At 68.6% G+C, this 24895-nt stretch carries 24 protein-coding genes and 2 tRNA genes; 12 read left to right on the forward strand and 14 right to left on the reverse strand.

Going from position 1 to position 24895, the window contains the following annotated elements; genetic code table 11:
* Positions 1-72: 72 nt before the first annotated feature.
* Positions 73-291, forward strand: a complete 219-nt coding sequence (locus ACWJI3_RS11765) for a hypothetical protein (protein WP_094513074.1) — start codon at positions 73-75, stop codon at positions 289-291.
* 93 nt (positions 292-384) lie between these two features.
* Here the strand turns inward: ACWJI3_RS11765 and cysS are convergent, their stop codons facing one another.
* Both cysS and polA read right to left on the reverse strand, forming a co-directional pair.
* The gene (gene cysS / locus ACWJI3_RS11770) at positions 385-1881 is read right to left on the reverse strand and encodes a cysteine--tRNA ligase (protein WP_480203793.1); all 1497 of its coding nucleotides are present in this window, start codon (positions 1879-1881) and stop codon (positions 385-387) included.
* Positions 1882-1986: 105 nt separating this feature from the next.
* The gene (gene polA / locus ACWJI3_RS11775) at positions 1987-5097 is read right to left on the reverse strand and encodes a DNA polymerase I (protein ID WP_480203794.1); all 3111 of its coding nucleotides are present in this window, start codon (positions 5095-5097) and stop codon (positions 1987-1989) included.
* Between the two features lie 313 nt (positions 5098-5410).
* Here polA and ACWJI3_RS11780 point away from each other — a divergent pair, with 313 nt between their 5' ends.
* The gene (locus ACWJI3_RS11780) at positions 5411-5659 is read left to right on the forward strand and encodes a hypothetical protein (RefSeq protein WP_094513077.1); all 249 of its coding nucleotides are present in this window, start codon (positions 5411-5413) and stop codon (positions 5657-5659) included.
* Between the two features lie 196 nt (positions 5660-5855).
* A complete protein-coding gene (locus ACWJI3_RS11785) occupies positions 5856-7043 on the forward strand; it encodes a cation:proton antiporter domain-containing protein (protein WP_480203932.1) in 1188 nt (395 codons plus the stop codon).
* 90 nt (positions 7044-7133) lie between these two features.
* On the opposite strand, the gene gltX is transcribed toward ACWJI3_RS11785, so the two are convergent.
* The 7 genes from gltX to ACWJI3_RS11820 form a co-directional block, all read right to left on the reverse strand.
* Positions 7134-8585, reverse strand: coding sequence for a glutamate--tRNA ligase (gltX, locus tag ACWJI3_RS11790; protein WP_480203795.1), 1452 nt, complete (start codon positions 8583-8585; stop codon positions 7134-7136).
* A gap of 35 nt (positions 8586-8620) precedes the next feature.
* Positions 8621-8694 (reverse strand) — tRNA-Asp (locus ACWJI3_RS11795).
* Between the two features lie 99 nt (positions 8695-8793).
* Positions 8794-9312 carry an NADPH-dependent FMN reductase gene (locus tag ACWJI3_RS11800; protein ID WP_480203796.1) on the reverse strand — a complete coding sequence of 173 codons (519 nt, stop codon included), beginning with the start codon at positions 9310-9312 and terminating at the stop codon, positions 8794-8796.
* A gap of 48 nt (positions 9313-9360) precedes the next feature.
* Positions 9361-9549 carry an SH3 domain-containing protein gene (locus tag ACWJI3_RS11805; protein WP_006043540.1) on the reverse strand — a complete coding sequence of 63 codons (189 nt, stop codon included), beginning with the start codon at positions 9547-9549 and terminating at the stop codon, positions 9361-9363.
* A 36-nt stretch (positions 9550-9585) separates the two neighbouring features.
* Positions 9586-9658 (reverse strand) — tRNA-Trp (locus ACWJI3_RS11810).
* 63 nt (positions 9659-9721) lie between these two features.
* Positions 9722-10171, reverse strand: a complete 450-nt coding sequence (gene rplS, locus ACWJI3_RS11815; protein WP_094513430.1) for a 50S ribosomal protein L19 — start codon at positions 10169-10171, stop codon at positions 9722-9724.
* Positions 10172-10213: 42 nt separating this feature from the next.
* A complete protein-coding gene (locus tag ACWJI3_RS11820; RefSeq protein ID WP_480203797.1) occupies positions 10214-10501 on the reverse strand; it encodes a peptidase in 288 nt (95 codons plus the stop codon).
* Between the two features lie 116 nt (positions 10502-10617).
* Here ACWJI3_RS11820 and map point away from each other — a divergent pair, with 116 nt between their 5' ends.
* A complete protein-coding gene (gene map, locus ACWJI3_RS11825) occupies positions 10618-11517 on the forward strand; it encodes a type I methionyl aminopeptidase (RefSeq protein WP_255101301.1) in 900 nt (299 codons plus the stop codon).
* A gap of 49 nt (positions 11518-11566) precedes the next feature.
* Here map and ACWJI3_RS11830 read toward each other — a convergent pair whose 3' ends face one another.
* The gene (locus ACWJI3_RS11830; protein WP_255141179.1) at positions 11567-12298 is read right to left on the reverse strand and encodes an NAD-dependent epimerase/dehydratase family protein; all 732 of its coding nucleotides are present in this window, start codon (positions 12296-12298) and stop codon (positions 11567-11569) included.
* A 154-nt stretch (positions 12299-12452) separates the two neighbouring features.
* On the opposite strand from ACWJI3_RS11830, the gene ebsA reads away from it, so the two are divergent.
* The 3 genes from ebsA to ACWJI3_RS11845 are packed head-to-tail and all read left to right on the forward strand — an operon-like array spanning position 12453 to position 14519.
* Entirely contained in the window at positions 12453-12809 is a 357-nt protein-coding gene (ebsA, locus tag ACWJI3_RS11835; RefSeq protein WP_233133032.1) for a type IV pilus biogenesis protein EbsA, read from the forward strand.
* 37 nt (positions 12810-12846) lie between these two features.
* On the forward strand, positions 12847-13956 hold the full coding sequence (locus ACWJI3_RS11840) for a phosphotransacetylase family protein (protein ID WP_094513082.1): 1110 nt from the start codon (positions 12847-12849) through the stop codon (positions 13954-13956).
* 50 nt (positions 13957-14006) lie between these two features.
* A complete protein-coding gene (locus ACWJI3_RS11845; RefSeq protein WP_094513083.1) occupies positions 14007-14519 on the forward strand; it encodes a DNA recombination-mediator protein A in 513 nt (170 codons plus the stop codon).
* Positions 14520-14536: 17 nt separating this feature from the next.
* On the opposite strand, the gene ACWJI3_RS11850 is transcribed toward ACWJI3_RS11845, so the two are convergent.
* Positions 14537-14956 (reverse strand): NfeD family protein, encoded by a 420-nt coding sequence (locus ACWJI3_RS11850; RefSeq protein WP_094513084.1) that lies wholly within the window; start codon positions 14954-14956, stop codon positions 14537-14539.
* 87 nt (positions 14957-15043) lie between these two features.
* Here ACWJI3_RS11850 and ACWJI3_RS11855 point away from each other — a divergent pair, with 87 nt between their 5' ends.
* Entirely contained in the window at positions 15044-15961 is a 918-nt protein-coding gene (locus ACWJI3_RS11855) for an SPFH domain-containing protein (protein ID WP_094513085.1), read from the forward strand.
* A gap of 72 nt (positions 15962-16033) precedes the next feature.
* Here the strand turns inward: ACWJI3_RS11855 and ACWJI3_RS11860 are convergent, their stop codons facing one another.
* The gene (locus ACWJI3_RS11860) at positions 16034-16507 is read right to left on the reverse strand and encodes an MAPEG family protein (RefSeq protein ID WP_399220329.1); all 474 of its coding nucleotides are present in this window, start codon (positions 16505-16507) and stop codon (positions 16034-16036) included.
* 40 nt (positions 16508-16547) lie between these two features.
* On the reverse strand, positions 16548-17600 hold the full coding sequence (locus tag ACWJI3_RS11865) for a serine hydrolase (protein ID WP_480203798.1): 1053 nt from the start codon (positions 17598-17600) through the stop codon (positions 16548-16550).
* 123 nt (positions 17601-17723) lie between these two features.
* Here ACWJI3_RS11865 and ACWJI3_RS11870 point away from each other — a divergent pair, with 123 nt between their 5' ends.
* The 4 genes from ACWJI3_RS11870 to ACWJI3_RS11885 all read left to right on the forward strand — a co-directional run bounded on the left by ACWJI3_RS11870 (position 17724) and on the right by ACWJI3_RS11885 (position 24212).
* Positions 17724-18215, forward strand: a complete 492-nt coding sequence (locus ACWJI3_RS11870; protein ID WP_094513087.1) for a YajQ family cyclic di-GMP-binding protein — start codon at positions 17724-17726, stop codon at positions 18213-18215.
* Between the two features lie 7 nt (positions 18216-18222).
* Positions 18223-22119 carry a hydantoinase B/oxoprolinase family protein gene (locus tag ACWJI3_RS11875; RefSeq protein ID WP_480203799.1) on the forward strand — a complete coding sequence of 1299 codons (3897 nt, stop codon included), beginning with the start codon at positions 18223-18225 and terminating at the stop codon, positions 22117-22119.
* Complete coding sequence (ggt, locus tag ACWJI3_RS11880) at positions 22106-23983, forward strand: gamma-glutamyltransferase (protein ID WP_480203800.1); 1878 nt, start codon at positions 22106-22108, stop codon at positions 23981-23983. The genes ACWJI3_RS11875 and ggt overlap by 14 nt, the downstream gene beginning before the upstream one ends.
* Before the next feature lie 88 nt (positions 23984-24071).
* Complete coding sequence (locus ACWJI3_RS11885; protein WP_480203801.1) at positions 24072-24212, forward strand: hypothetical protein; 141 nt, start codon at positions 24072-24074, stop codon at positions 24210-24212.
* Here ACWJI3_RS11885 and ACWJI3_RS11890 read toward each other — a convergent pair.
* Complete coding sequence (locus tag ACWJI3_RS11890) at positions 24196-24723, reverse strand: HdeD family acid-resistance protein (RefSeq protein WP_480203802.1); 528 nt, start codon at positions 24721-24723, stop codon at positions 24196-24198. The genes ACWJI3_RS11885 and ACWJI3_RS11890 overlap by 17 nt on opposite strands.
* Positions 24724-24895 lie beyond the last annotated feature (172 nt).

A 24895-nucleotide genomic window follows, 5' to 3' on the forward strand; every position in this document is an offset into this window, starting at 1 on the left:
CCATTGCCAGCTGCAGGGCAGACGGCCTGGGTCTGCAGCGCGTCACACTGAACGCACTTGCCGCGGTGTTCCGTGCTCTGGCTCAAGCGCTGGAACTTCATCGAGCGGGCCCGCCTGGAGCGGGAGCTCTGGGACGCCTTCGAGCGCCAGGAGGACATCGAGGCGCTGGTGGCCGCCTGCCCGGCCGACGACCCCTTCCGTCAGGAGGTGTGGCAGACCACCCTGGGGCGGATCCGCAAGATCGAGAAGCTGATGGTGGGCAAAGGGCCCACACCGCCAGCTGATTCCTGAGCCGCTCCAGCTGACCATGGAGCCGGGCCAGCCGATCCCAAGCGGGCCCATTTCAAGCCTGCCGATTCCGATGCCGTAGGCGTTCGGGGCCGCTTACTTCCGGATCCACTCGGTGAGGCCGGTAGGGCGGTCGATCAGCTCGATGCCGGCACGGCGCAACTGGTCGCGCAGGCCGTCGGCGGTGGCGTAATCCTTGCTGGCCTTGGCCAGCCGGCGGGCCTCGATCACCGCCTGGATTTCGGTTTCGCTGGGTCCGTCCGCGCCGGGTGCTGTCGCCCCTGCGGCGGGCCGCTCCGCCACCAGACCCAGCACAGTGCTGAGCTCCTGCAGCAGCAGCCAACGCTCTCGCAGGTCGTCCGGGGCGGCGGCGGCATCCCCCCGCTCCAGCCGATTGGCGAGCGAGCGCAGGGGCCGCGCCAGCTCGAACAGCACCGCCAGGGCGGCGGACGTGTTCAGGTCGTCGTCCATCGCGTCGATGAAGCGCTGGCGGGCCTCTCCCAGCGGAGCGGCAGGGTCGGCGTCGGCTTGGGGGGCCATCCCCGTGGCAGCGGTTGCCGGGGCGGCGGCAGCCCAGCCGAGCGAGGCAGCGTGCTGATCCCCCACCAGCAGGGCCGCATTGAGCCCCTTCCAGCCGGTGGCCGCCGCTTCCAGCGCTGCGGCAGTGAAATCGAGCGGCTTGCGGTAGTGGGCCTGCAGCACGAACAGGCGCAGGGTCATCGGTGTGGTGCCGCCGTCCAGCAGGGCCCGGATCGTGGTGAAGTTGCCGAGCGACTTGCTCATCTTCTCGCCGCCCACGTTCACCATGCCGTTGTGCAGCCAGAAGCGCGCCAGCGCCTGGCCGGTGGCCACTTCCGACTGGGCAATTTCGTTTTCGTGGTGGGGAAAGATCAGATCGGCTCCGCCCAGATGGATGTCGATCGTGTCGCCCAGCTCCTGGCGCACCATCGCGGAGCATTCGATGTGCCAGCCGGGCCGCCCCGGCCCCCAGGGGGAAGGGAAGCTGGGCTCCTCCGGCTTGGCTCCTTTCCAGAGGGCGAAGTCAAAGGGGTGCTGCTTGCGGGCCTCTTCCGCTTCGCCCATGCGGCCGCTGGCCCCCTCCTGCTGCTCGTCGAGGCTGCGGCCGCTGAGCTTGCCGTAGTCGGCCTTCTTCAGCACCGAGAAATACACGTCGCCATCGGCGGAATAGGCCGCGCCGCTGGCCTCCAGCTCCGCGATCATCCGGCGGATGCCGTCAAGGCAGCGGGTGGCCCGGGGCAGACGGTCGGGCGGCAGGATCCCCAGGGCGGCCATGTCCGTCTGAAACTCGCGGATGTTGCGCTCGCTCACCGCCTCCATCGAGCTGCCTTCGGCGGCGGCGCGGGCCAGGATCTTGTCGTCGATGTCGGTCACGTTCTGCACGAAGGTGACCGCATAACCCCGCCACTGCAGATAGCGGCGCAGCACATCCCAGGCGATATAGCTGCGGGCGTGCCCCAGGTGGCAGAGGTCGTAGACCGTGACTCCGCAGCAGTAGATCGACACCTGACCCGGCACCAGGGGCTCGAAGGCCTCGAGGCGGCGGGTGAGGGTGTTGGTGAGCCGCAGGGTCAAGAGGCATGCCGGCCCGGGGCCGGAGGAGAAAGGCAGTGGTTGGCCAGGGGCCGTGTGCGCGAACCTAGGCCGCCGACTGTGTGGAGCTGTTCGCCCCGCCCTCGCCTACTTCGCTTCCATCCAGTTCGGACCCCAGCCGGTGTCCACCACCAGGGGCACGCTCAGTTGAATCGCCTGCTCCATCGTGGCCTTCACGGTGGCGACCACCTGCTCGCGTGCGTCAGGGGCCGCTTCGAGCACCAGTTCGTCATGCACCTGCAACAGCAGCCGGGCCGGCAGTGCCAGCTGCTCCAAGGTGCGCTGCAGCGTCACCATCGCCAGCTTGATGATGTCGGCGCTGGAGCCCTGGATCGGCGCATTGGCCGCGGCTCGCAACTGCTGGGCCTCCATGCCGCCCCGCCGCGCCACCTCCAGATCGATCTCGAAGGGATCCTTGCCCAGCAAGCGGCCCAGCCCATTGCGATCGAACGGGAAGGGCCGCCGCCGTCCCAGGATCGTTTCCACGTATCCCTGGCTGAGGGCGAGCCGCTCCTGAAGCTCCAGGAAAGCGAACACCTTCGGATAGCGCTGCTTGTACTTGCCGAGAAACTCCTTGGCCTGGCTGGGGCTGAGTTCGGTCTCCCGGGCCAGCCGCTGGGAACCCATGCCGTAGATCACGCCGAAGTTGATCGTCTTGCCCAGTCGCCGCTCTGCGGCACTCACCTCGGTGGTGTCCAGCAACAAGCGGGCGGTGAGGGCATGCACGTCATCGCCGTTGCGGAAGGCCTCCACCAGCACCTCCTCACCGGAGAGGTGGGTGAGGATGCGCAGCTCGATCTGGGAGTAATCGGCGCTGATCAAGTGCCAGCCCTCCTGGGGCAGGAAGGCCTTGCGGATCCGTCGGCTGTATTCGGTGCGGATCGGGATGTTCTGCAGGTTGGGGTTGCTGCTCGACAGGCGGCCGGTGGCGGTTACCGCCTGGTTGAAATCGGTGTGCACACGGCCCGTTTCCGCCTCCACCAACAGGGGCAGGGCATCCACGTAGGTGCTCTTGAGCTTGCTGAGGGTGCGGTGCTCCAGCACCAGCGGCACCACCGCATGGTCGTCTTCGAGCTTCTCGAGCACGGCGGCATCGGTGCTCCAGCCGGTCTTGGTCTTTCGGGACTTTTTCCGGTCGAGTCCGAGCGTGTCGAACAGCAGTTCCCCCAGTTGCTTGGGGGAGGCCAGGTTGAAATCAACGCCGGCCACCGCCTTGGCCTCACCATCGAGGCGGTGCAACTGCTCGCCCAGCTCCGCGCTGAGTTCGGCCAGGTAGGCGGTGTCGATGCGGATGCCGGTGGCCTCCATCTGGGCCAGCACAGGTTCCAGCGGCAGCTCCACCTGGGCGAGCAGGGGCAGGAGCCGGGGGCCCATGGTCTCCAGCTGCTCCCGCAACAGCCGGCCCAGGCGCCAGGTGAGGTGCACGTCCATGCCGCAATAGAGCGCGGCTGCGGCGATCGGCACCGAGGCGAAGGTCTGCCCCTTCGCCACCAGGTCGGTGTAGCCGGTGGGGCTGAAGCCGAACTCCCGCAGGGCCATGGCCTCCAGGCCATGTTTGGCGTTGGCGTCGCGCAGGTAATCGGCCAGCAGGGTGTCCATCACCACGCCGCCCAGCTCCAGCCCGTGGCGCATCAGCACCAGCCGGTCGTACTTGGCGTTCTGCAGGGCCTTGGGATGGGCCGTGCTGGCCAGCCAGGGAGCCAGCGCGGTGAGCACCGCCGCCAGCGGCAGCTGGGCAGGGGCGTCGGTCGCTGGTTCCGCTGCCGTGAGCAGATCGGCGGCGGGTTCGGCCACTGCGGGTTGGTGTCCGATCGGGATGTAGGCCAGATCGGCAGGCCCGTCTCCCCAGCACAGCCCCACCCCAACGAGCTCCGCCTGAAAGGGGTTGAGTGCGGTGGTTTCGGTGTCGAGCGCGATCGGTGCCGTTGGATCTGTGGCTGCCAGAAGCCGCTCCACCAGGGCCGCCAGCGCGCTGGTGGTGGCGATCAGCTGGGGCTCCAGCACCGGCAAGAGGGAGCCAGCGAGAGATTCAGGCCCCCCGGCGCCGGCAGGCGGGTGGTCGCCTGAAGCCGAGCTGCTGCTCCGTGGCTCCTGGCCGTGGCCGCCTCTTTCCGCTGGTTCACCGGCGAATGCTGAGGGGGTGGCCGCGGCGGGTTCTGCGCTGGCCGTTCCGCTGGCTTTGCTGCTGGGTGTTGTGGTCTGAGCCTTCGCGCGGCCGCTGGCTGCAGCTCCGGAGAACACCCGTTCGAAGGCCTCCAGCTGGCGGGCCAGGCTGTGCAGCTCCAGCTCTTCGAGCCGCTGGGCCAGGGCGTCCCGGTCGAGGGACCCGAGGGCCAGGCGTGGTTCGCTCGGCAGCGGGATGTCCACGAGGATCTCGGCCAGCATGCGCGAGCGGAAAGCGTTGTCCCGGTCGGCCTCCAGCTTGGCTCTGAGCGCTCCCTTCTGCTGGTCGAGGGCGGCATAGATGCCATCGAGGGTGTTATGGGCCTGCAGCAACACGATGGCTGTCTTGGGGCCCACACCCTTGACGCCGGGGATGTTGTCGCTGGCGTCGCCGGTGAGCGCTTTGAGATCCACCACCTCCTCCGGCGTCACCCCGAGCTTGCTGATCACCCCCTCCCGGCGGATCACCTGCGGGCCGGCGTTGCGGGCGTAAGGTCCTCCCCCCATGTAAAGGATGGCGATGTCCCGCTCGTCATCCACCAGCTGAAACAGATCGCGATCGCCACTCAGGATCCTCACCCGCCAGCCGTCGTTTGCGGCCCGGTTGGCGAGGGTGCCGAGGACATCATCGGCTTCGTAGCCGGGCGCCATACACAGCGGCAGATCCATGGCGCCGGCAAGGATCTCCTGCAGGTTGGCCAGGTCGGTGAAGAAGTGCTCGGGCGCTTCGTCGCGGTGTGCCTTGTAGGCGGCGTCTGCGTTGTGGCGGAAGGTGGGCTCAGCGGTGTCGAAGGCGATCACAACGCCCTGGGGGGTGAGGCCCTTCACGTTGTCGAGCAGAGCCTTGAGAAAGCCATAGGTGACGCTGGTGGGCACACCATCGCGGGTGGCCAGGCCCCCTTCACCGCCTTTGGCGAAGGCATAGAAGCTGCGGAAGGCCAGCGAGTGGCCGTCCACGAGCAGCAGCAGGGGCCGCTGCTCCCCCACCGACCGGTGATCGGCCGGAGCGTTGGGGGCTGGGCCGGCCCCAGGCAAACCATTCTCTGGTGAACCACTCCCAGGCAAACCTGCTTCAGCCGGACCACTCTCAGCCGAATTCTTCGTTGCCTTGGCCACGTCCTGCCCCACCCTCAGCTGCGCCTCAGCCTGCCATCTGGAACCACCACAGGGCGGCCTGCCGGACCCGATCCTCCCAATCGCCCACCGCTTGCGGTGACCCGTCGTCTGCACGTGCGATGCATCCAGGAGTGATGCTTCGTCGGGCGCTTTAGATTTCCGCCAGCCCCCGGGGCTGTGGCCCACGGCCGTCTCCTGCGGAGCCACCGGTCGCTTCCCGCACGCGCACGCCATGGACTCCCAATCCCAACGCCAACCCCGCCGCTACACCATTCATCTGCTGCTGCTCGGCGGTCACCAGCAGATCATCCATTTCGCCACGCTCGACGCGTTCCAGCAGTGGTACGGCGGCGTGCTCAACGGCAGCAACGGCGATGCCTTCGTGAATGTGCCGATCAACGACCTTGAAGGGGAATACCTGGTGCTGCGTCCCAGCTCTGTGGTGGGGATCCGCATCGTGCCGGAATTCGCTTCCCGATGATCCCCATGGTTGCAGCGCGTCCCAGCCCGCCTGAACAGGCCCGGGGCCTCCCGCACCGGAGGTCTGCAGTCGCCACCGCGCTCACGCCGCGCAGAGCCACTGTGATCACGCCGCCCAAGGCCATCGCTCTCCTTCTGTCCGGGGCCGCTTGAGCAGGCTGGAGCTGATCTGGGGTGAGGCCTTCTTCGCCGGGGCGATGGCCCAGTTGCTGGCCCAGCTCAGCCGTTTGCCGGCGGTGGTGCTGCTGCTGGCGGTGGGCCTGGTGATCGGCAGGGCCGGCTTCGACCTGGTGGACACCGAGGCGCTGGGGCCGGTGCTGGAGCCACTGGTCAGCCTGTTGGTGGGCCTGATCCTGTTCGATGGCGGCCTCAATCTGAGGCTGGCGGGCCGCGACCTGCAGCGCACCGTTGTGCAGGTGGTGCTGGTGCGGGCCGTGCTGGGCTTCCTGGCGGCGGTGCTGCTGGCCCACCTGCTGGCCGGTCTGTCCTGGCCGCTGGCTCTGGTGTTCGGGGCGATCGCGCTCGCCACCGGCCCCACCGTGGTCACACCGATGGTGCAGCAGATGCGCCTGTTGCCCTCGCTCGCCAATGTGCTCGAAGCCGAAGGGCTCGCGCTCGAACCGCTGGGCGCCGTGCTGGCGCTGCTGCTGCTGCAGCTCGCCATCGGTGATCTCGGCAGCTGGCAGGAGGTGGCCAGTCGGCTGGTGCTGCGGCTGGGTGGCGGTGTGCTGATCGGCAGCCTGGCGGGGTGGCTGCTCTCTGAGCTGCTGCGCCGTCTGCTGCAAGGCTCCGAGGTGCTCGATGCCCTGGCGCTGCAGCTCAGCCTCGGCGTGCTGTTCCTGCTGGTGGGAGGCTGCGAAACCCTGTTGCCCGAATCCGGATTACCGGCTGCCGTGAGTGCCGGGGTGGTGGTGGGGCTGAGGCTCGAGGGTGGGGCCAGTCAGCTCGATGAGCTGATCCGGCAACTCGCCTTGCTGGCCATCACCGTGCTGTTCCCGCTGCTGGCCGCCGATCTGTCCTGGTCGGAGTTGAGCCCGCTGGGGCTGGGTGGCGTGGCCTGCGTGCTGGTGCTGATGCTCTGCCGCTGGCCGGTGATCCAGGTGGCTGGCCTGGGGTTGCCCGGGCTCGGCTGGCGCGAAAAGCTCATGCTCAGCTGGATCGCCCCGCGCGGCATCGTCACCGCCGCCGTGGCCAGCCTGTTCGCCCTCCGGCTCGACGAAGCCGGAGTGCCGGGCGGCGGCGCTCTCAAGGGCCTCGTGTTCCTCACGATCCTCCTCACGGTGGGGATTCAGGGGTTCACCGCCGCAGCCCTGGCCCGGCGGCTGGGCCTGGTGGAGCCGGCAGGTGATCGGGTGGCTGATTCTGATGAAGCGTTGGCTGAGTAGCCGCTGAGCCGGGTGGAGCCGGAGGCTGAGGGCGCTGGCTGGCCCCTCGGTCTGAGCGGGCCTGGTCGTGAGCGCCGCTGCTGGCCAATTTCAGAGGCTGCGCTGCAGTCGAGCGACGGCCTCGCCGCCGGGCTGGAGCAGCAGCAGGGTGGCCACGAGATCGGGGCCCTGAAGGCTGCCGAGCAGGGCTGCCCGCAGGCTCTTCATCACCACGCCCTTCTTCACGCTGGCTGTCTTGGCGGCCTCCCCCAGCAGGGTCTTGGCCTGATCGGCATCAAGTGCTTGGTGGGCCAGCTGGGCGGGATCCGCAGGCTCCAGTGCCTGCAGCACTGCCGCCAGGGCCGCCCTGGCCCCTTCGCTCTCGATCTGCTGGCGGGCTTCGTCGTTGAGGCTGGGACGCTCGAAGAAGGGCCGGGCCTGCTCGACGCCGTCCTGCAGCGTGACCAGGGAGGGGCCCAGCAAGGCGGCTAGCTCCAGCTCCCAGCCGGCCTCCCCTGAGGGGGCGCTCCACCCCTGGGCCCGCCAGCGCGGCGCCAGCATAGCCAGCAGCTGCTCGGCCGGCAGGCCATGCAGCACCTGGGCGTTCAGCCAGTTGAGCTTGTCCCAGTCGAAGCGGGCGCCGGCGCGATTGACCCGCTCGAAGCCGAAGACCGGTGCCGCCTCGGCCAGGCTGAAGCGCTCCCCCATGCCCTCCGGCGGCGACCAGCCGAGCAGGGTCATGTAGTTGGCCAGCGCATCGGCGGTGTAGCCCAGCTCTCGGAACTCGCTCAGCGACGTGACCCCATCGCGCTTCGAGAGCTTGCGGCCTTCGCCGTTGAGGATCAGGGGCGTGTGGGCAAACTCCGGCGCGGCCAGGCCCAGCGCGTCGTAGAGCAGCAACTGCTTGGCGGTGTTGGCGATGTGGTCTTCGCCGCGGATCACGTGGCTGATCGCCATGGCGGCGTCGTCGACGACCACCACCAGGTTGTAGAGGGGGTCGCCGATGGCATCAGCCGGGGCGCGCCGGGCGATCACCATGTCGCCGCCCAGGTCGCTGCCGCTCCAGCGCATCTCGCCGCGCACCAGATCGTTCCAGACGATCGTGGCGCCGTCATCGATGCGGAAACGGACCACCGCTTCACGCCCTTCGGCGATGAAGGCCTGCTCCTGCTCCGGGCTGAGGTTGCGGTGGCGGTTGTCGTAGCGGGGGGCCTCCTTGGCGGCGGCCTGAGCCTCCCGCATCTCCGCCAGCTCCGCCTCGCTGGCGTAGCAGCGGTAGGCGTGCCCACTGGCGAGTAGCTGCTGGATCGCGGCGCGATGCGCCTCGATGCGCTCGCTCTGGATCACCGGCTCCTCGTCCCAGTCCAGGCCCAGCCAGCGCAGGCCGTCGAGGATGTTGGCGGTGTATTCGGGCCTGGAGCGCTCGCGATCGGTGTCCTCGATGCGGAGCAGGAAGGCACCGCCGAGGTGGCGCGCGAAGAGCCAGTTGAACACCGCCGTGCGGGCTGTGCCGATGTGAAGCGTGCCGGTAGGGCTGGGAGCGAGACGAACCCTCACCGTCAATGCGTTCACTCCTGGTGGATGGGATGAATTGAAAACGGGACTGACGGGGCTCGAACCCGCAACTTCCGCCGTGACAGGGCGGTGCTCTAACCGATTGAACTACAGTCCCAGTTCATCCGTACTGGTGGCTCGGCTGGGCCGGGCTCCCGTGCGGGGTGCGCTGTCGCGTCGGCGACCTCGGCAGTATCAGTTGCCGCCGGTCCCGTCGTCAACCAGCCGATGCGATGGCAGGCGCCAGACGGTGCAACTCTGCAACCATCGCGCTGATGGAGGCAGGGTTGGCGGGCTTCTGGCCGGTGCTCAGCAGCTCCCGCCCCAGCACTGAGCAGCCGAGATGGGCGAACTGCAGGCGCATGGCGCTCAGCACCTTCTGACCGCCACCGCCGCTGTGGGTGGCCAGAGCCACAGGAAGGCCGTTGAACAGCTCGCGAAAATCATCGCTGCTGCGTGACAGCCAGGCGAGGGCGTTGTTGAGCGTGGGCGGCAGGGAGCCGTTGTATTCGGGCGCGCACACCCACAGCCGCCCCAGGGAGCGCAGCTGGTGGGCCAGCGCATCTACCCCAGGGTGGGCGCCGCCGCCGGCCACCTCGGCCGCTGGGCTGTAGAGCGGCAGGCCGAGATCGACCAGATCCATCACATGAAAAGAGTGGCCCTGAAGCTCTGCTTCCTGGGCCACACGTGTAGCGAGAGTGAGATTGTGGCCATTGCTGGCCGCAAGAATCAGCATGGCCGGCGGCTTGAAGCAATCAGCGGCGAACGAAAAAGATCCGCGCGCTCAGGGGCGAAAGCCAGCAGGTTCAATGAGACGGACCTGGTTGCCACGGGCGGTGAATTCCCGACCTTGGTCGCTCTGAACCACCACACGGCCTCCGGATTTGACCCGGATCACCCGAGCCCGTACCCAGCCCAGTGCGGCCGACTCAAGAACCTTGACCACATCACCGGGTTGTAGATCCAACTCCATGTCCGGAACCAGAAAAGTGCAGGAAGGGTCATCGAGCGCGCCGTGGAGGACTTGAACCCCCGACATCAGGTTTTGGAGACCTGCGTTCTACCAACTGAACTAACGGCGCAAGGCGATGACCCTCAGAAGGTGCCGCAGGGCGACACCTGGATAGACGATGGGAATCGCGGGATCAGCGGTCGAAGCGTTGCTTGACCCTGGTGGCCTTGCCCACCCGATCGCGCAGGTAGAAGAGCTTGGCACGACGCACCTTACCCCGGCGTTCCACCTTGATCGTGGCCACCTGAGGGCTGTGCAGCATGAACACACGCTCCACGCCGATGCCCTGGAAGATCCGGCGCACGGTGATGGTTTCGTTGAGGCCGCCGTGGCGCTTGGCGATCACCACACCCTCGTAGGGCTGGATGCGCTCCTTGTTGCCCTCGCTGATGCGCACGCCCACACGGACGGTGTCGCCCACGTAGATCTCGGGAAGGTCGCTCTTGAGCTGCTCCGCCTCGAATGTGCGCATCAGCTCGTAGGCGCTGAGCTTGCCGGTGCGGACCGCAGGCGCTGCCGCAGCGGTGCCCGCTTCGGGAGTGCTCGTCTCGCTGGTGCTGTCTTCGATGAGTTCCGCTGCCATCCCGGCTTCCTTCACGCCTGAGCAAACAGCGACTTTACCGGGTCATCCGCCCCCCTCGGAAGCGTCGCCGCCGGTGCGGTTGGTGGCAGCGGGCCCGGCGGGGCGCCGGGCGGCAGTGGCGCGCTGCCATTTGCCGGCCACCATGGCGCCTCCGCTGACCAGCATCCACAGCAATCCCAGGCCGTTGAGGGCCACATAAAAGGTCTTGCCGGTGCTGCCCAACCATTCGCCTTCATGCAGCACCATCAAGAGGTGGGCCTGATCGCGGCTCAGGCCGCCCCAGTCACGCAGCAGCCGGTACCCCATGCCGGTGGTCGCTGTGAGAAGCATGGGGGCGAGCACGAACGGAGCTGCCTGCGCATGCCAGCGCCGCAACGCCGCCAGGGTCTGCATAGGTGCCGGGTTGAAATTGGTAGCTTGGAGTCTGAGATGTCAAGGATCCGTCGATGAATCTGTTCGCCGATCTGCTGGCCGCCACCCAAGGATCGAGCGCACAGGGCGGCGGAGGGGCGGCCGTGGGAATGGCGGCGGCGTCGCCCTCTTCTGTGGTCACCCAGGCCGGTCCCCGCATTCAGAAAAGCCGTCGCGGCGTGGAGATCAAGTCGGCGCGCGAGATCGGCATCATGCGGCGCTCCAGCCGGATCGTGGCCACCGTGCTGCGCGAACTGCTGGAACTGGCCGCCCCCGGCATGACCACCGCCGACCTCGATCGCCACGCCGAACGGCGCATCCGTGAACTGGGCGCCACCCCCAGCTTCAAGGGCTACCACGGCTTCCCCGCCAGCATCTGCGCGAGCATCAACAACGAAGTGGTGCACGGCATCCCCAGCAGCAAGCGGGTAATCCGCGAGGGCGATTTGCTCAAGATCGACACCGGCGCCTACTTCGAGGGCTACCACGGCGACAGCTGTGTGTCCCTTTGCGTGGGTGCCAGCAGCGACGACGCCTGCCGACTCAGCCGCGTGGCCCAGGAGTCGCTGATGCAGGGCCTGGCCAAGGTGAAGGCCGGCAACACCCTGCTCGACATCGCCGGCGCCGTCCAGGACCACGTCGAAGCCCATGGCTACAGCGTGGTGGAGGACTACACGGGCCACGGCGTGGGCCGCAACCTGCACGAAGAGCCCTCGGTGTTCAACTTCCGCACCAAGGATCTGCCCAACGTGAAGCTCCGCCCCGGCATGACCCTCGCCGTGGAGCCGATCCTCAACGGCGGCAGCAAGCACTGCCGCACCCTGCGCGACCGCTGGACGGTCGTGACGGTGGACGGAAGCCTTTCGGCCCAGTGGGAGCACACGATCGCCGTCACCTCCGACGGTTGCGAGATCCTCACCGACCGCGACTTCTGAGCGGCATCGCCATGCGCCAGGCCACGCAGCCGCGGTGCGCTCCGGCCACTCAGATGCTGCGGCTTGTGAGCCCGAAGTAGAGCCGTCGCATCAGCACCGCCAGCGGGAACAGCAGATAGGTGAGTGGGTTGGGGGTCACGATCACCAGCCCCATGCCTCTGCGTACCTGGGCGATCACCTGACCGGCCACGAAGTCGGCACTCATCACACCGATCGGATTGAGGGCGGAGCGGAAGGGGCCGAGCACCAGGCGCCGGATCCGGCAGGCCCGGGGCCCCTGCTGATCGAGGCTGCGCAGGCTGAGCAGCTGACCCAGCAGGCGCTTGCTGATCTCATAAAGCGGGCTCACCGCCGGCATCAGTTCGGCTTCCGACGTGTTCACCCACAGCTCGCGGCGGGGGCGATCAGCCGCAGGCTCGGGCAGAGACAGAAACAGCTCCACCAGACGCCAGCTGCTCAGCGCGTTCACCTCGAGGCTGCGCTCCACGGCGGCGGGACTGCGATCCCCATGCACGTTCACGCCATGGTTGATCACCAGGATGTCCACATCCAGCAGCTGATCACGCAGCGCCGCCTCTCCGCCGCAGCCCCAGCAGAGACTGGACAACGGAATCGGTTGCCCGCTGGCATCGCTGAGTTCTACGGCGGTGGGCCGGGAGGTGAGCGCCAGCAGTCTGGCCCCCTGGCCATGGAGGCGGCGGAGCAGGGCGCTGCCGAAAGCGCCACCGGCGCCGGTGACCGCCACATGCCGGCCCTGCAGTGGCAGCAAGGCGGACCTCATGGCATTCATCGCTGCGCGGTGGTGGGCGAACCACTGTTACAGCCGGTACGATCAGGTGAGGACATTCTTTTTGTTCTAAGGACAGGCAACATCCAACGTGTTTAGTGAGGGCCCAGCACAAGGATCATCCACCCTGTCCCAGGAAGCTGCACAGGTGGCCTTGTTCGCCCCCTATTGCGGTGGACTGAGCCGTGAAGGCTGGTTGCAACGCGGTCTCGATCAGCTCGCCCTCCGGCGGGTGAGTGGGCTGCGCCCGCTGCATCCGAACGGGGCCCATCGCTTCGAGCTCAGCTGGACCTCCGGTGTAGCCCCGCAACAGCCGAGCCAGTGTGAGCTCGCCTTCCCTGACCAACCGGACATCCGCTACAGCTTCACGGTGCCCACCCACCACCTGGTGGGCTGGTTGATGGATCTGCTGGAAGACCGCGCCGTGAGCGGTGGTGGCGACCTTCCCGAATCGTTCTGGCGCTGGCTGATCCTCGGCGAGGCCCCGCCACCGGTCTCCTCGTAGGCTGCTGCCTGACCCTGGCCCCGGCGAACCCATCCCCATGAGCAGCACTCTGCTGATCGGTTCGTGCCACCCCTTCAGCGGAAAATCAGCGCTGGTGCTCGGCCTGGCAAGGCAGGCAGCCCGCATGGGTGTGCCGGTGCGTTTCGGCAAACCCCTGGCCACCAGTCTGCGGCTGGATCGCAGGCCCTTACCCGGTGGCGATGGTCCATCGGCCCCCCTGATCGATGACGACGTGCGTTTCGTCGGCGGCATCCTCGGCCTGGCGCCAGACTGCCTGCTGCCTTCGCTGCAGCTGCTGGAGCCGGCCACGGCGCGGCAGCGACTCCTGCAGGGCGAACTGGGCGCCGGTGATGGATTCGGGGCCCTGCGCGACCACCTCAGTGCCCCCAATGATGGGCTCACGCTGCTGGAGGCCTCCGGCAGCCTCAGCGAAGGTCTGCTCTATGGGCTGAGCCTGGTGCAGCTGGCGCACGGGCTGGAAGCCCCGGTGGTCCTGGTGCACCACTGGCTCGACAGCTGCAGCATTGATCCCCTGCTGCAGGCCCGCGACCTGCTCGGCGAGCGCCTGGCCGGCGTGGTGCTGAACGCTGTGGATCCCGATGCCGTCGAGACCCTCCTGCAGGAGGAAGTGCCCGCCATGGAGCGTCTGGGGCTGCAGGTCTTCGGCGTGCTGCCCCGCAGCCCACTGCTGCGCAGCGTCACCGTGGAAGAGCTGGCCGAGCGGCTGGGCGCGAAGGTGCTCTGTTGCCCCGAGCGGCTCGATCTGCTGGTGGAAACACTCTCGATCGGGGCGATGAACGTCAATTCCGCGATGGAATTCTTCCGTCGCCGGCGCAACATGGCCGTGGTCACCGGTGCCGACCGCACCGACATCCAGCTGGCGGCCCTGGAGGCCTCCACCCAGTGCCTGATCCTCACCGGCGCAGGCGATCCGCTCTCCCAGCTCATCAATCGCGCCGAAGAACTCGACGTGCCCCTGCTCAAGGTGGAGCACGACACACTCACCACCGTGGAGGTGATCGAGCGGGCCTTCGGCAACGTGCGTTTGCACGAATCCGTCAAAGCCACCTACGCCATCCGGCTGGTGGAGGAACACTGCCGCTTCGACCGCCTGTTCGATCGCCTGCGGCTGCCGATCAGCGCCTGAAGCTCCTGCAGGGGCACTGCTAGTTTCGTGCCATCGGCTGCACGTGCTCGGTGACCCGGTCCCTTGATCTGCCCCCTCTGGACCGGATTGACACCCTGGCTCAGGAACTGGCCCTGCTGCAGGACACGGGCAAGCGACGCATCGCCATCCTCGGCAGCCGCCACGTGCCGGTGGTGTCGATCCATCTGGTGGAGCTGGTGGCCCGCTCCCTGGCCCAGGAGGGCCACAGCCTCGTCACCTCCGGCTCCCAGGGGGTCAACGCCGCCGTGATCCGCGGTGTGCTCGGCGTCGACCCCTCGCGCCTCACCGTGCTGCTGCCCCAGAGCCTCGAGCGTCAGCCGCTGGAATCGCGCCAGCAGCTGGAGAAGGTGCTGCACCTAGTGGAGAAGCCCGACCACGACGACCTGACCCTGCCGATGGCCAGCACCCTCTGCAACCAGGAGATCATCGGCCGCTGCGACCAGCTGATCTGCTTCGCCTTCCACGACAGCGAAACCCTGCTGGCCAGCTGCCGCACCGCCGAAGACATGGGCAAGGTGGTCACCCTGCTGTTCTTCGACTGAGCGCTGGGGAGCACCTCTCAGCGCCCATCGGCCAGCACTTCCAGCTTGGTTCCCACGCGGCGCATCACCACCACCGCGGCGCCCGGCAGCAGCCGTTCCCCTTCCAGACTTTCCGCGGCCCAGCTCTGCCCCTGCCAGCGCACGCGGCCGCGCCCCTGGGCATCGAAGCCATCGATCACCACGGCCCGGTCGCTCGTTTCGATCCGATCGCGGGCTGGCCGTTGCCGCTTCGACCAGGCCCAGATCGCCGCGCTCCCCGCCACGGTGAGCAGCGCGAACAGCCCCAGCTGCAGCGGCAGGGCCAGCCCCAGCAGCGCCGTGAGCGACGAGACCACCAACGCCGCCATGGCGGCGATCAGAAAGCCGCCGAAGCCCGGCACGCTCACCTCCACCAGGAACAGCACCGCCGCCACCGCCAGCCAGATCAGGGATGCCATGACGGGGAGTCTCGAATCGGCCCCAGTCTGCTGGCTGGGCCCGGGCGGGCTGCGTACTGTGATGGCACCCCGTTCTCTGCCGCCTTCATGGAGGTCCTGTTTTCCTTGCCCGCGCTGGCGCTGCTGGCGGTGCTCGGAGTGAGCAGCGTCAAGATCACCAATGGCGGCCGCTCGATGCTGGTGGAGCGCCTCGGCAAGTACGACCGCCAGCTCACCCCCGGCATGTCGCTGGTGCTGCCGGTGGTGGAGCGCATCGTCAGCAACGAGTCGTTGAAGGAGCGGGTGCTGGACATTCCCCCGCAGCAGTGCATCACCCGCGACAACGTCTCGATCGAGGTGGATGCGGTGGTGTACTGGCAACTGCTTGAGCATGCCAAGGCCTACTACGCCCTCGACAACCTCAAGTCGGCGATGGTGAACCTGGTGCTCACCCAGATTCGCTCGGAGATGGGCAAGCTCGACCTCGACCAGACCTTCTCCACCCGCTCCGAGGTGAACGAGGTGCTGCTGCGCGAGCTCGATCAGGCCACCGATCCCTGGGGCGTGAAGGTGACCCGCGTGGAACTGCGTGACATTCAGCCCTCCAAGGGGGTGCAGCAGGCGATGGAGATGCAGATGAGTGCGGAGCGGGAGAAGCGGGCGGCCGTTCTTCGTTCCGAGGGGGAGCGAGAGGCCCAGGTGAATGCCGCCAAGGGGCGGGCCGAAGCGCTGGTGCTTGATGCCAAGGCCAAGCAGGAGGCGGTGCTGCTTGATGCCGATGCCCAGGCCAAGCAGCAGTTGCTGCTGGCCAGGGCCAGGGCCGAATCTGCCGCCCAGCTGGCCGCCGTGATCGACTCCCATCCCGCTGCCGCCGAGAGCCTGAGGCTGCTGCTCGCCAAGGACTGGATGGCGATGGGCCAGGCGATGGCAGCGAGCAAGGGGGGATCGGTGCTGATGGTGGATCCCCAGAGCCCCGCCTCCCTGCTGGCCGCGCTCAAGGGGCTGCAGGAGAAGGGCGGCAGCTGAGCGCTGGCCCTGGCTGGCAGCGCGCACTTCAGGCGACCAGCCCGGACGGACTTCAGGCGAGCATCCCGGACTTCAGGCGTGCAGCAGTGCCTTGAGCCCTTCCGTGTAGAGCAGGGCGGTGCAGAGCAGGGCACCGACCCAGCTCAGGCTGCGCAGCAGCGGCTGGTTGGCCAGGTAGGCGCCGATGTACGCCAGCCGCAGCGCCGGGTGCAGCAGGGCCGCCAGGGCCAGCAGCGGCGACGCTGCCAGCATCGCCGGCGCCGCCAGCAGGCAGAGCAGGCAGGCGGGCGCATGCAGCGTGAAGGCCTCGAAACAGTTCTGGTGGGCCCAGCTGGCCCTTTGACCCCAGGCCGGTAGCCGCTCGAACATGGCCCGCGGGGCGGCCAGATCGGCGGGGGTGAAATCCGCGTTGGCCCGCCCGGCCCCCAGTGGCACCAGGCTGAGGATCACCACCGCCCCCGACAGCACCAGCGACCAGGCCAGGGGGGCCTTCGGTTCGCCCGTCAGCAGCAACGGCAGGTCCATGAACAGCAGTGGCAGGTCCATGGGAGGGGCGCATGGGGGAGGTTCTGTTCTACCGGGCGGCTCAGCCTGAGAAGAACCCTGCCGCAGCCCGAAAGATGCCCGCGATCGTGTCGATGAAGGTTTGAAGGGTGGCCTTGGCGGCCGCAGGATCGGTGTCCTTCCAGTTCTGCTGGAAGGAGAAAGTGATCCAGCGGCCGTTGCACAGCCGCATGCCGCCGGCCAGCGACATCACATAGTCGGGGGCGAAATCCAGGCTTCCGCCCTTGAGGAACAGATGGGCGCGGGGCAGATCCAGCACGGTGATCGCTGGCGGCAACCCCAGGATGCGCCTGAACTCCTTCAGGGAACTGCTGGTGCGGAACAGCTCTCCCTGCAAGGCCCTGGAATAGAAGCGGACGAAATCCGCGGGAGACCCCACCATCGTCTCCTGGTCGTTGATGATCGGCCGCGTCTGCGTTCCGCTGGCCTCCAGGGCTTTGTTGACCCCTTGCCAGCCCAGATCCACGCCGGCGGGGGCTCCCAGCAGATAGGAGAAGAACTGACGCGTGCTGGTGGGGATCCGGGTATCAGCCAGGCCGAGAGAGGCGATCAAGCCCCGCACGCTGTCCGCGCCGATCCGCTTGAGCACCATGTCGGTGGCGGTGTTGTCGCTGTGCATGATCATGGCTTCCAGGGCCACCGAAGCCGGAATCGTGCCGCTGACGTTCTCCAGCACCAGGCTGCTGAGAAACCGCACCGAATCATTCACCGGTAACTGTTCCTGCAGGCTGACCTTGCCGCTCTCCAGCTGCCGCAGGAATTCAGCCAGCACGTACACCTTGAAGCTGCTGCCGCAGAACAGGGGCTGGCTTGGATTCAGCCCCTGTTCCCAGGCAGCCGTCGTCTGGGCTCCCGATGCCGAGGCTCCCGATGTCGGCGAACGCATCAGGAACGCCTTCTCTCCTCTCAGGGCGCTGAAGGAGGAACGAATGGTCTGATTCAGAGCGTCAAGGCTGCGCGGTGGGGCAGGGGCCGTTGCAGCCCGGGAGCGTCCGCTCTGGAGGAACAACGACAGGGTGGAGCCCAGGGCCACCCCCCCGATGGAATCCAGCACGCGGCGCCGGGACGTAGACATCACCATCAGCTCAGGGGGTTCGGGGAGGGGCGCAGCCCTCCTCCCCGGTCCATCCTCTCCCTGGCCATGGGACGCCCGGAAGCACTTTCCTAAAGTCAGGTCTTCAGCTCCGAGCACCTGCCCATGGCCGACACCTTTTCTTTCGACGTGGTGTCGGATTTCGATCGGCAGGAGCTGGTGAATGCGCTGGACCAGGTGCGCCGTGAGGTGGGTCAGCGCTACGACCTCAAGGACTCCAAGACCGAGATCGATCTGGAGGAGAACAGCCTCACGATCACCACCGCCAGCGACATGACCCTGGAAGCCGTGGCCGATGTGCTGCGCCAGAAGGCCGTCAAGCGTGAGCTCTCGCTCAAGATCTTCGATTTCCAGCCGGCGGAGCCGGTGGGCGGCAACCGCGTGCAGCAGGTGGTGAAGCTGCGCAAAGGCCTCAGCCAGGAGCTGGCCAAGCGGCTCAGCAAAACGGTGCGCGATCAGGTCAAGAAGGTCACCGTGGCGATTCAGGGCGAGAGCCTGCGGGTCACGGGCAAGAACAAGGACGATCTGCAGCAGGTGATCCAGCTGCTCCGCGCTGAAGATCTCGAGCTGCCGCTGCAGTTCGAGAATTACCGCTGAGCGGGCGGTGCAACAGGAGCGGCCGCCGGTGAGCGGCAACCCCCGCAGCGGCCCTTCCGGCTGGCGTTTCTGGATCGACCGCGGCGGCACCTTCACCGACCTGGTGGCGCTCAGCCCCAGCGGCGTCTGCAGCGTGCGCAAGCTGCCCTCACACCCGGCGCAGAGCGCCGCCGGCGCCGGCCCAGATCCTGCCATGGTCGCCATCCGCGCGCTGCTGGAGGTGGCGCCGGATCGACCGATCCCCGCCGGCCTGATTGCCGACGTGCGGGTGGGCACCACGGTGGCCACCAACGCCCTGCTGGAGCGGCGCGGTGCTCCCACCCTGCTGCTGCTCAGCCGCGGTTTCGGCGACGCGCTGCGCATCGGCGATCAGCATCGCCCGGATCTGTTTGCGCTCGAGATCCGTCGGCCTGAGCCGCTGCACACCCGGGTGCTGGAGGTGCCGGGCCGCCTGGCGGCCGATGGCCGCGAGCTTGAGCCGCTGGTGCTGGATGACGCCCTGGCCCGGTCCCTGACCCAGGCGCGCGCCGATGGCCTGCGCAGTTGCGCCGTGGCCCTGCTGCATGCCGCACGCCATCCCCGCCATGAACAGCAGCTGGGCGCCTGGCTGGAGCGCTTCGGGTTCGAGCAGGTGGCGCTGTCCCACGCGGTGGCTCCGCGGCCGCGGCTGGTCAGCCGCGCCCAGACCGCTGTGGTGGAGGCCTATGTGGGGCCGGCGCTGCAGGCCTATCTGGCGGGGTTGCGGCGTGCCCTCGGTGCCGGCACGCCGCTGCAGGTGATGCAGTCGAGCGGCGGCTTGCTGGCTCCCGAGCTGATCCGCGCCAAGGACACGATCCTCTCCGGGCCGGCGGGTGGCATGGTGGGCGCGCTGAAGGCGGCGGCAGCGGCTCGCGCCGGGCCCATCGATGCCAGGGCGATCGTGGGCTTCGACATGGGCGGCACCTCCACGGATGTCTTCCATGTGGTGGCAAGCGAACCTTCCCCCACGGGCTCGGAGCACGACGCGGTCGCCGAGCGCTGGGAACGCAGCGAACAGGCCGTGATCGCCGGGTTGCAACTGGAGGCGGCGATGCTGCCGATCCACACCGTGGCCGCCGGTGGTGGTTCCGTGCTCCATTTTGACGGCGAGCGGCTGCAGGTGGGCCCCGCGTCAGCCGGTGCCCAGCCGGGTCCGGCCTGCTACGGCCGCGGCGGCCCGCTCACCATCACCGATGCCAACCTGCTGCTGGGCCGGCTGCAACCCGATGGCTACCCGGCCCTGTTCGGTGCCACCGGCGACCAGCCGCTCGATCTGGAGCCCGTTCGCGCTGGCTTCGAGGCCCTGGCCGCCCGCATCGGCGCCGCCGTGGGGCAGCCGCAACAGCCGGAAGCCCTGGCGGAAGGTGCCGTGGCGATCGCCATCGACCATATGGCCGCGGCGATCCGGCGCATCTCGATTCAGCAGGGCCACGACATCCGCGGCGCCACGCTGGTGTGCTTCGGCGGGGCCGGTGGCCAGCACGCCTGCGCGCTTGCCGAAGCCCTGGAGATCGACACCATCCTTCTGCACCCCCTGGCCGGTGTGCTCTCCGCCTACGGCCTGGGTCAGGCCGATCAACGGCTGCTGCGCGAGCAGGTGGTGCGCGAGCCGCTCAGAGCGTCGCTGCTGCCGCGCCTGATGGCCTGGGCTGAGGCGCTCACCGCCGCCGGCGCGCTGGCCCTCGGCGCTGCGCCCGATGGTCGCTGGACTGCCGGTGCCGGTGCCGGTGTCGAAGGGGAACCTGCTCGCGAAGGGGAACCTGCTGGCCCGGCCTCAACCCTGCGGCGGGAGGTGCGGGTGGCCTTGCGTTACCCCGCGAGCGAGGTGAGCCTGATCGTGCCTCTCGGAGAGATCGAGGGGATGGAGGCTGCCTTCGACGCCAGCCATCGCCGCCACTTCGGCCACGCGCAGGAGGCACGGCACGGGGCCGCCCCAGCTCTCGTGGTGGAGCGGCTGGAGGTGGAACTGGTCTGGCCGGCAGCAGCGGCCGGTGCTGTGCCATTGCTGTTGACGGATGGAGCCACGCCCCCCACTGTCCCCACGGTGTCGTTGTATGCTGGGGGCTGCTGGCACACCGTGCCGCTGGTGCGCCGGGAGTGGCTGGCGGTCGGCCAGACGCTGCAGGGACCGGCTCTCGTGCTGGAGTCGATCGGCACCCTTGTGCTGGCGGCGGGTTGGCGGGCCGAGGTGCTGCCGCAAGGCGAGTTGCTGCTCCAGCGCCCCGCCTCTGGCGAGCTCGCGGCTGTTGCCCCAGCTGCCACCACCTGCACCATCACAACAGCCACCTCAGGCGCTGCTGTGGCTGTCACCCCTGTGAGTAGCGCCGCTTCCGCGGCTGCAGCCTCCGTCGACCCGGTGCGTCTGGAGCTGTTCCATCACCGCTTCGCCGCGATCGCCGAGCAGATGGGGGAACGGCTGCGCCAAAGCGCCCGCTCCGTGAACATCCGCGAGCGGCTGGATTTTTCCTGTGCGCTCTTCGATGCCGATGGCGCCCTGGTGGCCAATGCGCCCCACATCCCGGTGCACCTCGGCTCCATGGGTGAAAGCCTTGCCAGCCTTCTGGAGATGGTGGGGCGCGGGGAACGGCCACCGCTGCGCCCCGGCGATGTGATCGCCACCAACGATCCTTACAACGGCGGCACCCATCTGCCCGACATCACCGTGATCAGCCCGGTGTTCGCCGGTGCTGATCGGCCCTGCTTCTTCGTGGCCTGCCGCGGCCACCACGCCGATGTTGGCGGCCTCACCCCCGGCTCCATGCCGCCCCACAGCCGCTTGATCGACGAGGAAGGCCTGCTGCTCACCAACGTGCCGTTGCTGCGTGAGGGGGTGTTCGATGCGACGGCCTGGCAGCAGCGCCTGCAGGCCGGTCCGTGGCCGGTGCGCAATCCCGACCAGTTTCTCGCCGACCTGCAGGCGCAGATCGCGGCCAACCAGCTCGGGGCTGCGGAGTTGGAGCGCCTCTGCCGCCGCGAGGGGGTGGCGCAGGTCACGGCCTACATGGCCCATGTTCAGGACAACGCCGCGGCGGCCGTGCGGCGCGTGATCGGCACGCTGAAGGGTGGCCAATGGAGTGTGGAGCTCGACGGCGGCGCCCGCATCGCCGTGGCGGTGACGATCGATCGCCGCGCCCGCACGGCCTGCATCGACTTCAGCGGCACCTCCCCCCAGCAACCCGGCAACCTCAACGCCCCCCTGGCCATCACCAAGGCCGTGGTGCTCTATGTGTTTCGCTGCCTGGTGGCGGAGCCGATCCCCCTCAATGCCGGCTGTTTCCGGCCGCTGCAGCTGGTGGTCCCCGAGGGCTGCCTGCTGCGGCCAAGGCCGCCGGCGGCGGTGGTGGCGGGCAACGTGGAAACGTCCCAGGCGGTGGCCAATGCCCTGTTCGGGGCCCTCGGGGTGATGGCGGCGGCGCAGGGCACGATGAACAATCTCACCTTCGGCGATGCCGCTTGCCAGTACTACGAAACGATCTGCGGTGGCAGCGGCGCCGGCCTGGGATTCGCGGGTGCCGATGCGGTGCAGAGCCACATGACCAACTCCCGCCTCACCGATCCAGAAGTGCTGGAGCAGCGCTTTCCGGTGCAGCTGGAGAGCTTTCGCGTGCGGCAGGGCAGCGGCGGGACGGGCCGCTGGCGCGGCGGGGAGGGGGTGGAGCGGCGCCTTCGCTTTCTGCAACCGATGACGGTGTCGCTGCTGACGGGATCGCGACGGGTGCCCCCCTTTGGCCTGGCCGGCGGCGGACCGGGCGCGCTCGGTCGCAACAGCCTGGAGCGGGCGGGCCAGCCTGCCTTGCTGCTGGAGGGGGCCGCGCAGTTGCAGGTGCAGGAGGGTGACCTGCTGGAGATCTGCACCCCGGGGGGCGGCGGCTATGGCGAGAGCTGAGCAGCGGCTGTTGCGGCTGCTGGTGGGGCTGGCGGCCGGCGCGCCGTTGCTGGTGCCGTTCTGGCCGCTGACGCTGTCGTTAGCACTGCCCTTTCCGTTGCAGTTGTCGGGGCGGGCCCAGGGGTTGCCGGTTGGTGCGGCGCCATCGGCGGTGCCCGCCAATGTGTTGCAGGAGGCCGGCCAGCGCTTTCACCCCGTCGTGTCGGCAGGGGGCATGGTGGCCACCCAGGAGGCGCACGCCAGCCGGGTAGGCCGTGACGTGTTGCGGGACGGCGGCAACGCGGTGGATGCGGCGGTGGCGGCCTCCTTCGCCCTGGCGGTGACCCTGCCCCAGGCCGGCAACCTCGGCGGTGGTGGCTTCCTCGTGCTCTGGCGCCCGGAACCGGCAAGGGCGGGCACGCCGCTTCTGGAGGGAGAGCGGCGGGTGGGCCGAGGCCGGGCGGTCACGATCAACTTCCGCGAAACCGCACCCGCCGCCGCCCGGGCCGACCTCTTCCTCGATGCCAGCGGGCAGGTGGATCGCCAACGGGCCACCCGCAGCCTGCAGAGCACGGGCGTGCCCGGCACGGTGGCGGGCCTGCTGCTGGCCCAGCGCCGCTACGGCCGCTGGCCGCTGGCGCGGGTGATGGCGCCGGCGATCCGCCTGGCGGCAGAGGGGTTCCCGGTGAGTCGGGATCTGTCCCGCTCCCTGGAGAGCGCCGCCCCCCTGCTGCGCGCCGATCCCACCTCCGCGGCGCTGTTCTTCCGCCCGGACGGGAATCCCTATCGCCCCGGCGAGCTCTGGCGTCAGCCCCAGCTGGCCGCCACGCTCACCGGCATCTCCCGGCGCGGCGAGGCGGGCTTCTACCAGGGGCCGGTGGCCGAGAGCCTGGCCGCGCTGATGGGCCGCCAGGGCGGGCTGATCACCCTTGCAGACCTGGCCGCCTACCGCGCCCAGGCGCTGCCGCCATTGATCGGCAGCTGGCGGGGGCAACCGGTGATCACCATGCCGCCGCCCAGCTCCGGCGGGGTCACGCTGATTCAGCTGCTCGGGATCCTGGAGGGGTTCCCGCTGGCGGCCATGGGGCTGAACAGCGCCGCCACGATCCACGTGATGACCGAGGCCATGAACCTGGCCTACCGGGATCGGAACACCTATCTGGGCGACCCTCGCTTCGTGACGATGCCGCTGCAGCGTCTGCTCAGCCCGGCCTATGCGGCCGCCCAGCGCCGCCGCCTCCGCACCGACCGCCACACGCCCGCCGCCGAACTGGCGCCGCCACCGCCGGGCCGGCCGGAGGGCCCCAACACCACCCACCTCTCAATGATCGACCGCGATGGCCTGATGGTGGCCACCACCACCACGCTCAACTTCGCCTACGGCAACGGTGTGAGCGTGCCGGCTGCCGGCTTCCTGCTCAACAACGAGATGGACGATTTCACCGCCAAGCCTGGTGTGCCGAATGCCTACGGGTTGGTGCAGGGGGAAGCCAACGCCATCGCTCCGGGCAAGCAGCCGCTCAGTTCGATGAGCCCCACCCTGGTGCTTGATCGCAGCGGCGGCCCACTGCTGGCCACCGGCAGCCCGGGCGGGAGCCGCATCATCACCACCGTGCTGCAGGTGCTGCTCAACCGGCTGGAACACGGCCTCAACCTGGCCACGGCCGTGAGTGCACCGCGCTTTCACAGCCAGCTCTGGCCGGATGAAGTGGCGATCGAGCAGGGCTTCAGCTCCGACACGCTCGCCCTGCTGGAGGCGATGGGCCACCGGCTCCGGCCAGCCCGGGCGATGGGCTCGGCCCAGTCGGTGGAGGCTCTGCCGGGCGGAGGCAGCCTGGGGGTCGCCGATCCGCGCCGCCCCGACGCCCTCGCCGCCGGGGAGTGAGCCCGCGCCCTGCGCCACGGCAGGACGGGCGCCGAAGCCTCACAATCAGGCCCGACCGCCACTGACCGGCTGAAGCCGGTGAACCCCCATGGCTCCGTTGCTTCTGGTTCCGCTTGCTCCCGCGGTGTTCACCTTCCGCGACTGGCTCTGGAGTGGCGGGCTGATCGAGCTGTCCCTGGTGATGGCGGCGTTTCTGGTGGCCGCCTGGTTCGTCAAACGTTCCCGCTGACGGCGCCGGGATCAGGCGCGGTGAGCAGGTTGACGCCGGAGAAGGCCAGCGCCACGCCGAACAGGGTGCCGATCACCCAGAGACTGTCGCTGGGCCATTCCGCGATCAGCAGACCGCCCAGGATCGCGGTCACCAGACCGTCGGCGATCACCAGGCCCCGGGCCTGGCCATCGGCAGCGGCGCCGGCGGCCAGTTCCATCACCCCTTCGAAGGCCATGAGCAGGCCGACGAACAGGGTGAGGCTCACCTCACTGCTCACCGGAAACACCAGAATCCAGAGGCCACCGCCCACATACAGCAGCCCGCTGAGGCCGCGAAACAGCTTGGTGCTGAGGTCGCCGCCGCCGGTGAGACGCAGCAGCTGGGAGATCCCGCCTGCCACCGCCACCCCGCCCAGCACGATCGTCAGCAGCGTGGCTGACACGAACGGCAGGGCGATCGACAGGCCGGCAGCAGCGAAGACCAGGGCGGCAGCCAGCCAGCGCAACGGCTTGGACTCAGGAATCGACATCGGGCACGGTCTCGCGAAAGCCAACGCTAAAGGCAGAACCGGGACTGGCCTTCTCCCCCTGCATGACCCGCACGCTCCGATGTGTCGGGTTGCACAAACGCACTAGCTTTATTTCTTGATAATGACGCACCCGCCCGAAGCCAAGCTTCAAGGTGGGGCCAGCCATTCCCCT

This window comes from Marcopretia estuarina LEGE 06307, from assembly GCF_056633115.1.

Bases quoted from the DNA above. Each gene is read 5' to 3' on its own strand.
- ACWJI3_RS11840 (WP_094513082.1), top strand. From the start codon at position 12,847: ATGAGCAGCACTCTGCTGATCGGTTCGTGCCACCCCTTCAGCGGAAAA.
- ACWJI3_RS11785 (WP_480203932.1), top strand. From the start codon at position 5,856: ATGGCCCAGTTGCTGGCCCAGCTCAGCCGTTTGCCGGCGGTGGTGCTG.
- ACWJI3_RS11820 (WP_480203797.1), bottom strand. From the start codon at position 10,501: ATGCTTCTCACAGCGACCACCGGCATGGGGTACCGGCTGCTGCGTGAC.
- ACWJI3_RS11830 (WP_255141179.1), bottom strand. From the start codon at position 12,298: ATGAGGTCCGCCTTGCTGCCACTGCAGGGCCGGCATGTGGCGGTCACC.
- ACWJI3_RS11870 (WP_094513087.1), top strand. From the start codon at position 17,724: ATGGCCGACACCTTTTCTTTCGACGTGGTGTCGGATTTCGATCGGCAG.
- ACWJI3_RS11800 (WP_480203796.1), bottom strand. From the start codon at position 9,312: ATGCTGATTCTTGCGGCCAGCAATGGCCACAATCTCACTCTCGCTACA.
- ACWJI3_RS11890 (WP_480203802.1), bottom strand. From the start codon at position 24,723: ATGTCGATTCCTGAGTCCAAGCCGTTGCGCTGGCTGGCTGCCGCCCTG.
- ACWJI3_RS11850 (WP_094513084.1), bottom strand. From the start codon at position 14,956: ATGGCATCCCTGATCTGGCTGGCGGTGGCGGCGGTGCTGTTCCTGGTG.
- ACWJI3_RS11805 (WP_006043540.1), bottom strand. From the start codon at position 9,549: ATGGAGTTGGATCTACAACCCGGTGATGTGGTCAAGGTTCTTGAGTCG.
- ACWJI3_RS11885 (WP_480203801.1), top strand. From the start codon at position 24,072: ATGGCTCCGTTGCTTCTGGTTCCGCTTGCTCCCGCGGTGTTCACCTTC.
- ggt (WP_480203800.1), top strand. From the start codon at position 22,106: ATGGCGAGAGCTGAGCAGCGGCTGTTGCGGCTGCTGGTGGGGCTGGCG.
- map (WP_255101301.1), top strand. From the start codon at position 10,618: ATGAATCTGTTCGCCGATCTGCTGGCCGCCACCCAAGGATCGAGCGCA.
- ACWJI3_RS11780 (WP_094513077.1), top strand. From the start codon at position 5,411: ATGGACTCCCAATCCCAACGCCAACCCCGCCGCTACACCATTCATCTG.
- ACWJI3_RS11855 (WP_094513085.1), top strand. From the start codon at position 15,044: ATGGAGGTCCTGTTTTCCTTGCCCGCGCTGGCGCTGCTGGCGGTGCTC.
- ACWJI3_RS11865 (WP_480203798.1), bottom strand. From the start codon at position 17,600: ATGTCTACGTCCCGGCGCCGCGTGCTGGATTCCATCGGGGGGGTGGCC.
- ACWJI3_RS11860 (WP_399220329.1), bottom strand. From the start codon at position 16,507: ATGGACCTGCCACTGCTGTTCATGGACCTGCCGTTGCTGCTGACGGGC.
- rplS (WP_094513430.1), bottom strand. From the start codon at position 10,171: ATGGCAGCGGAACTCATCGAAGACAGCACCAGCGAGACGAGCACTCCC.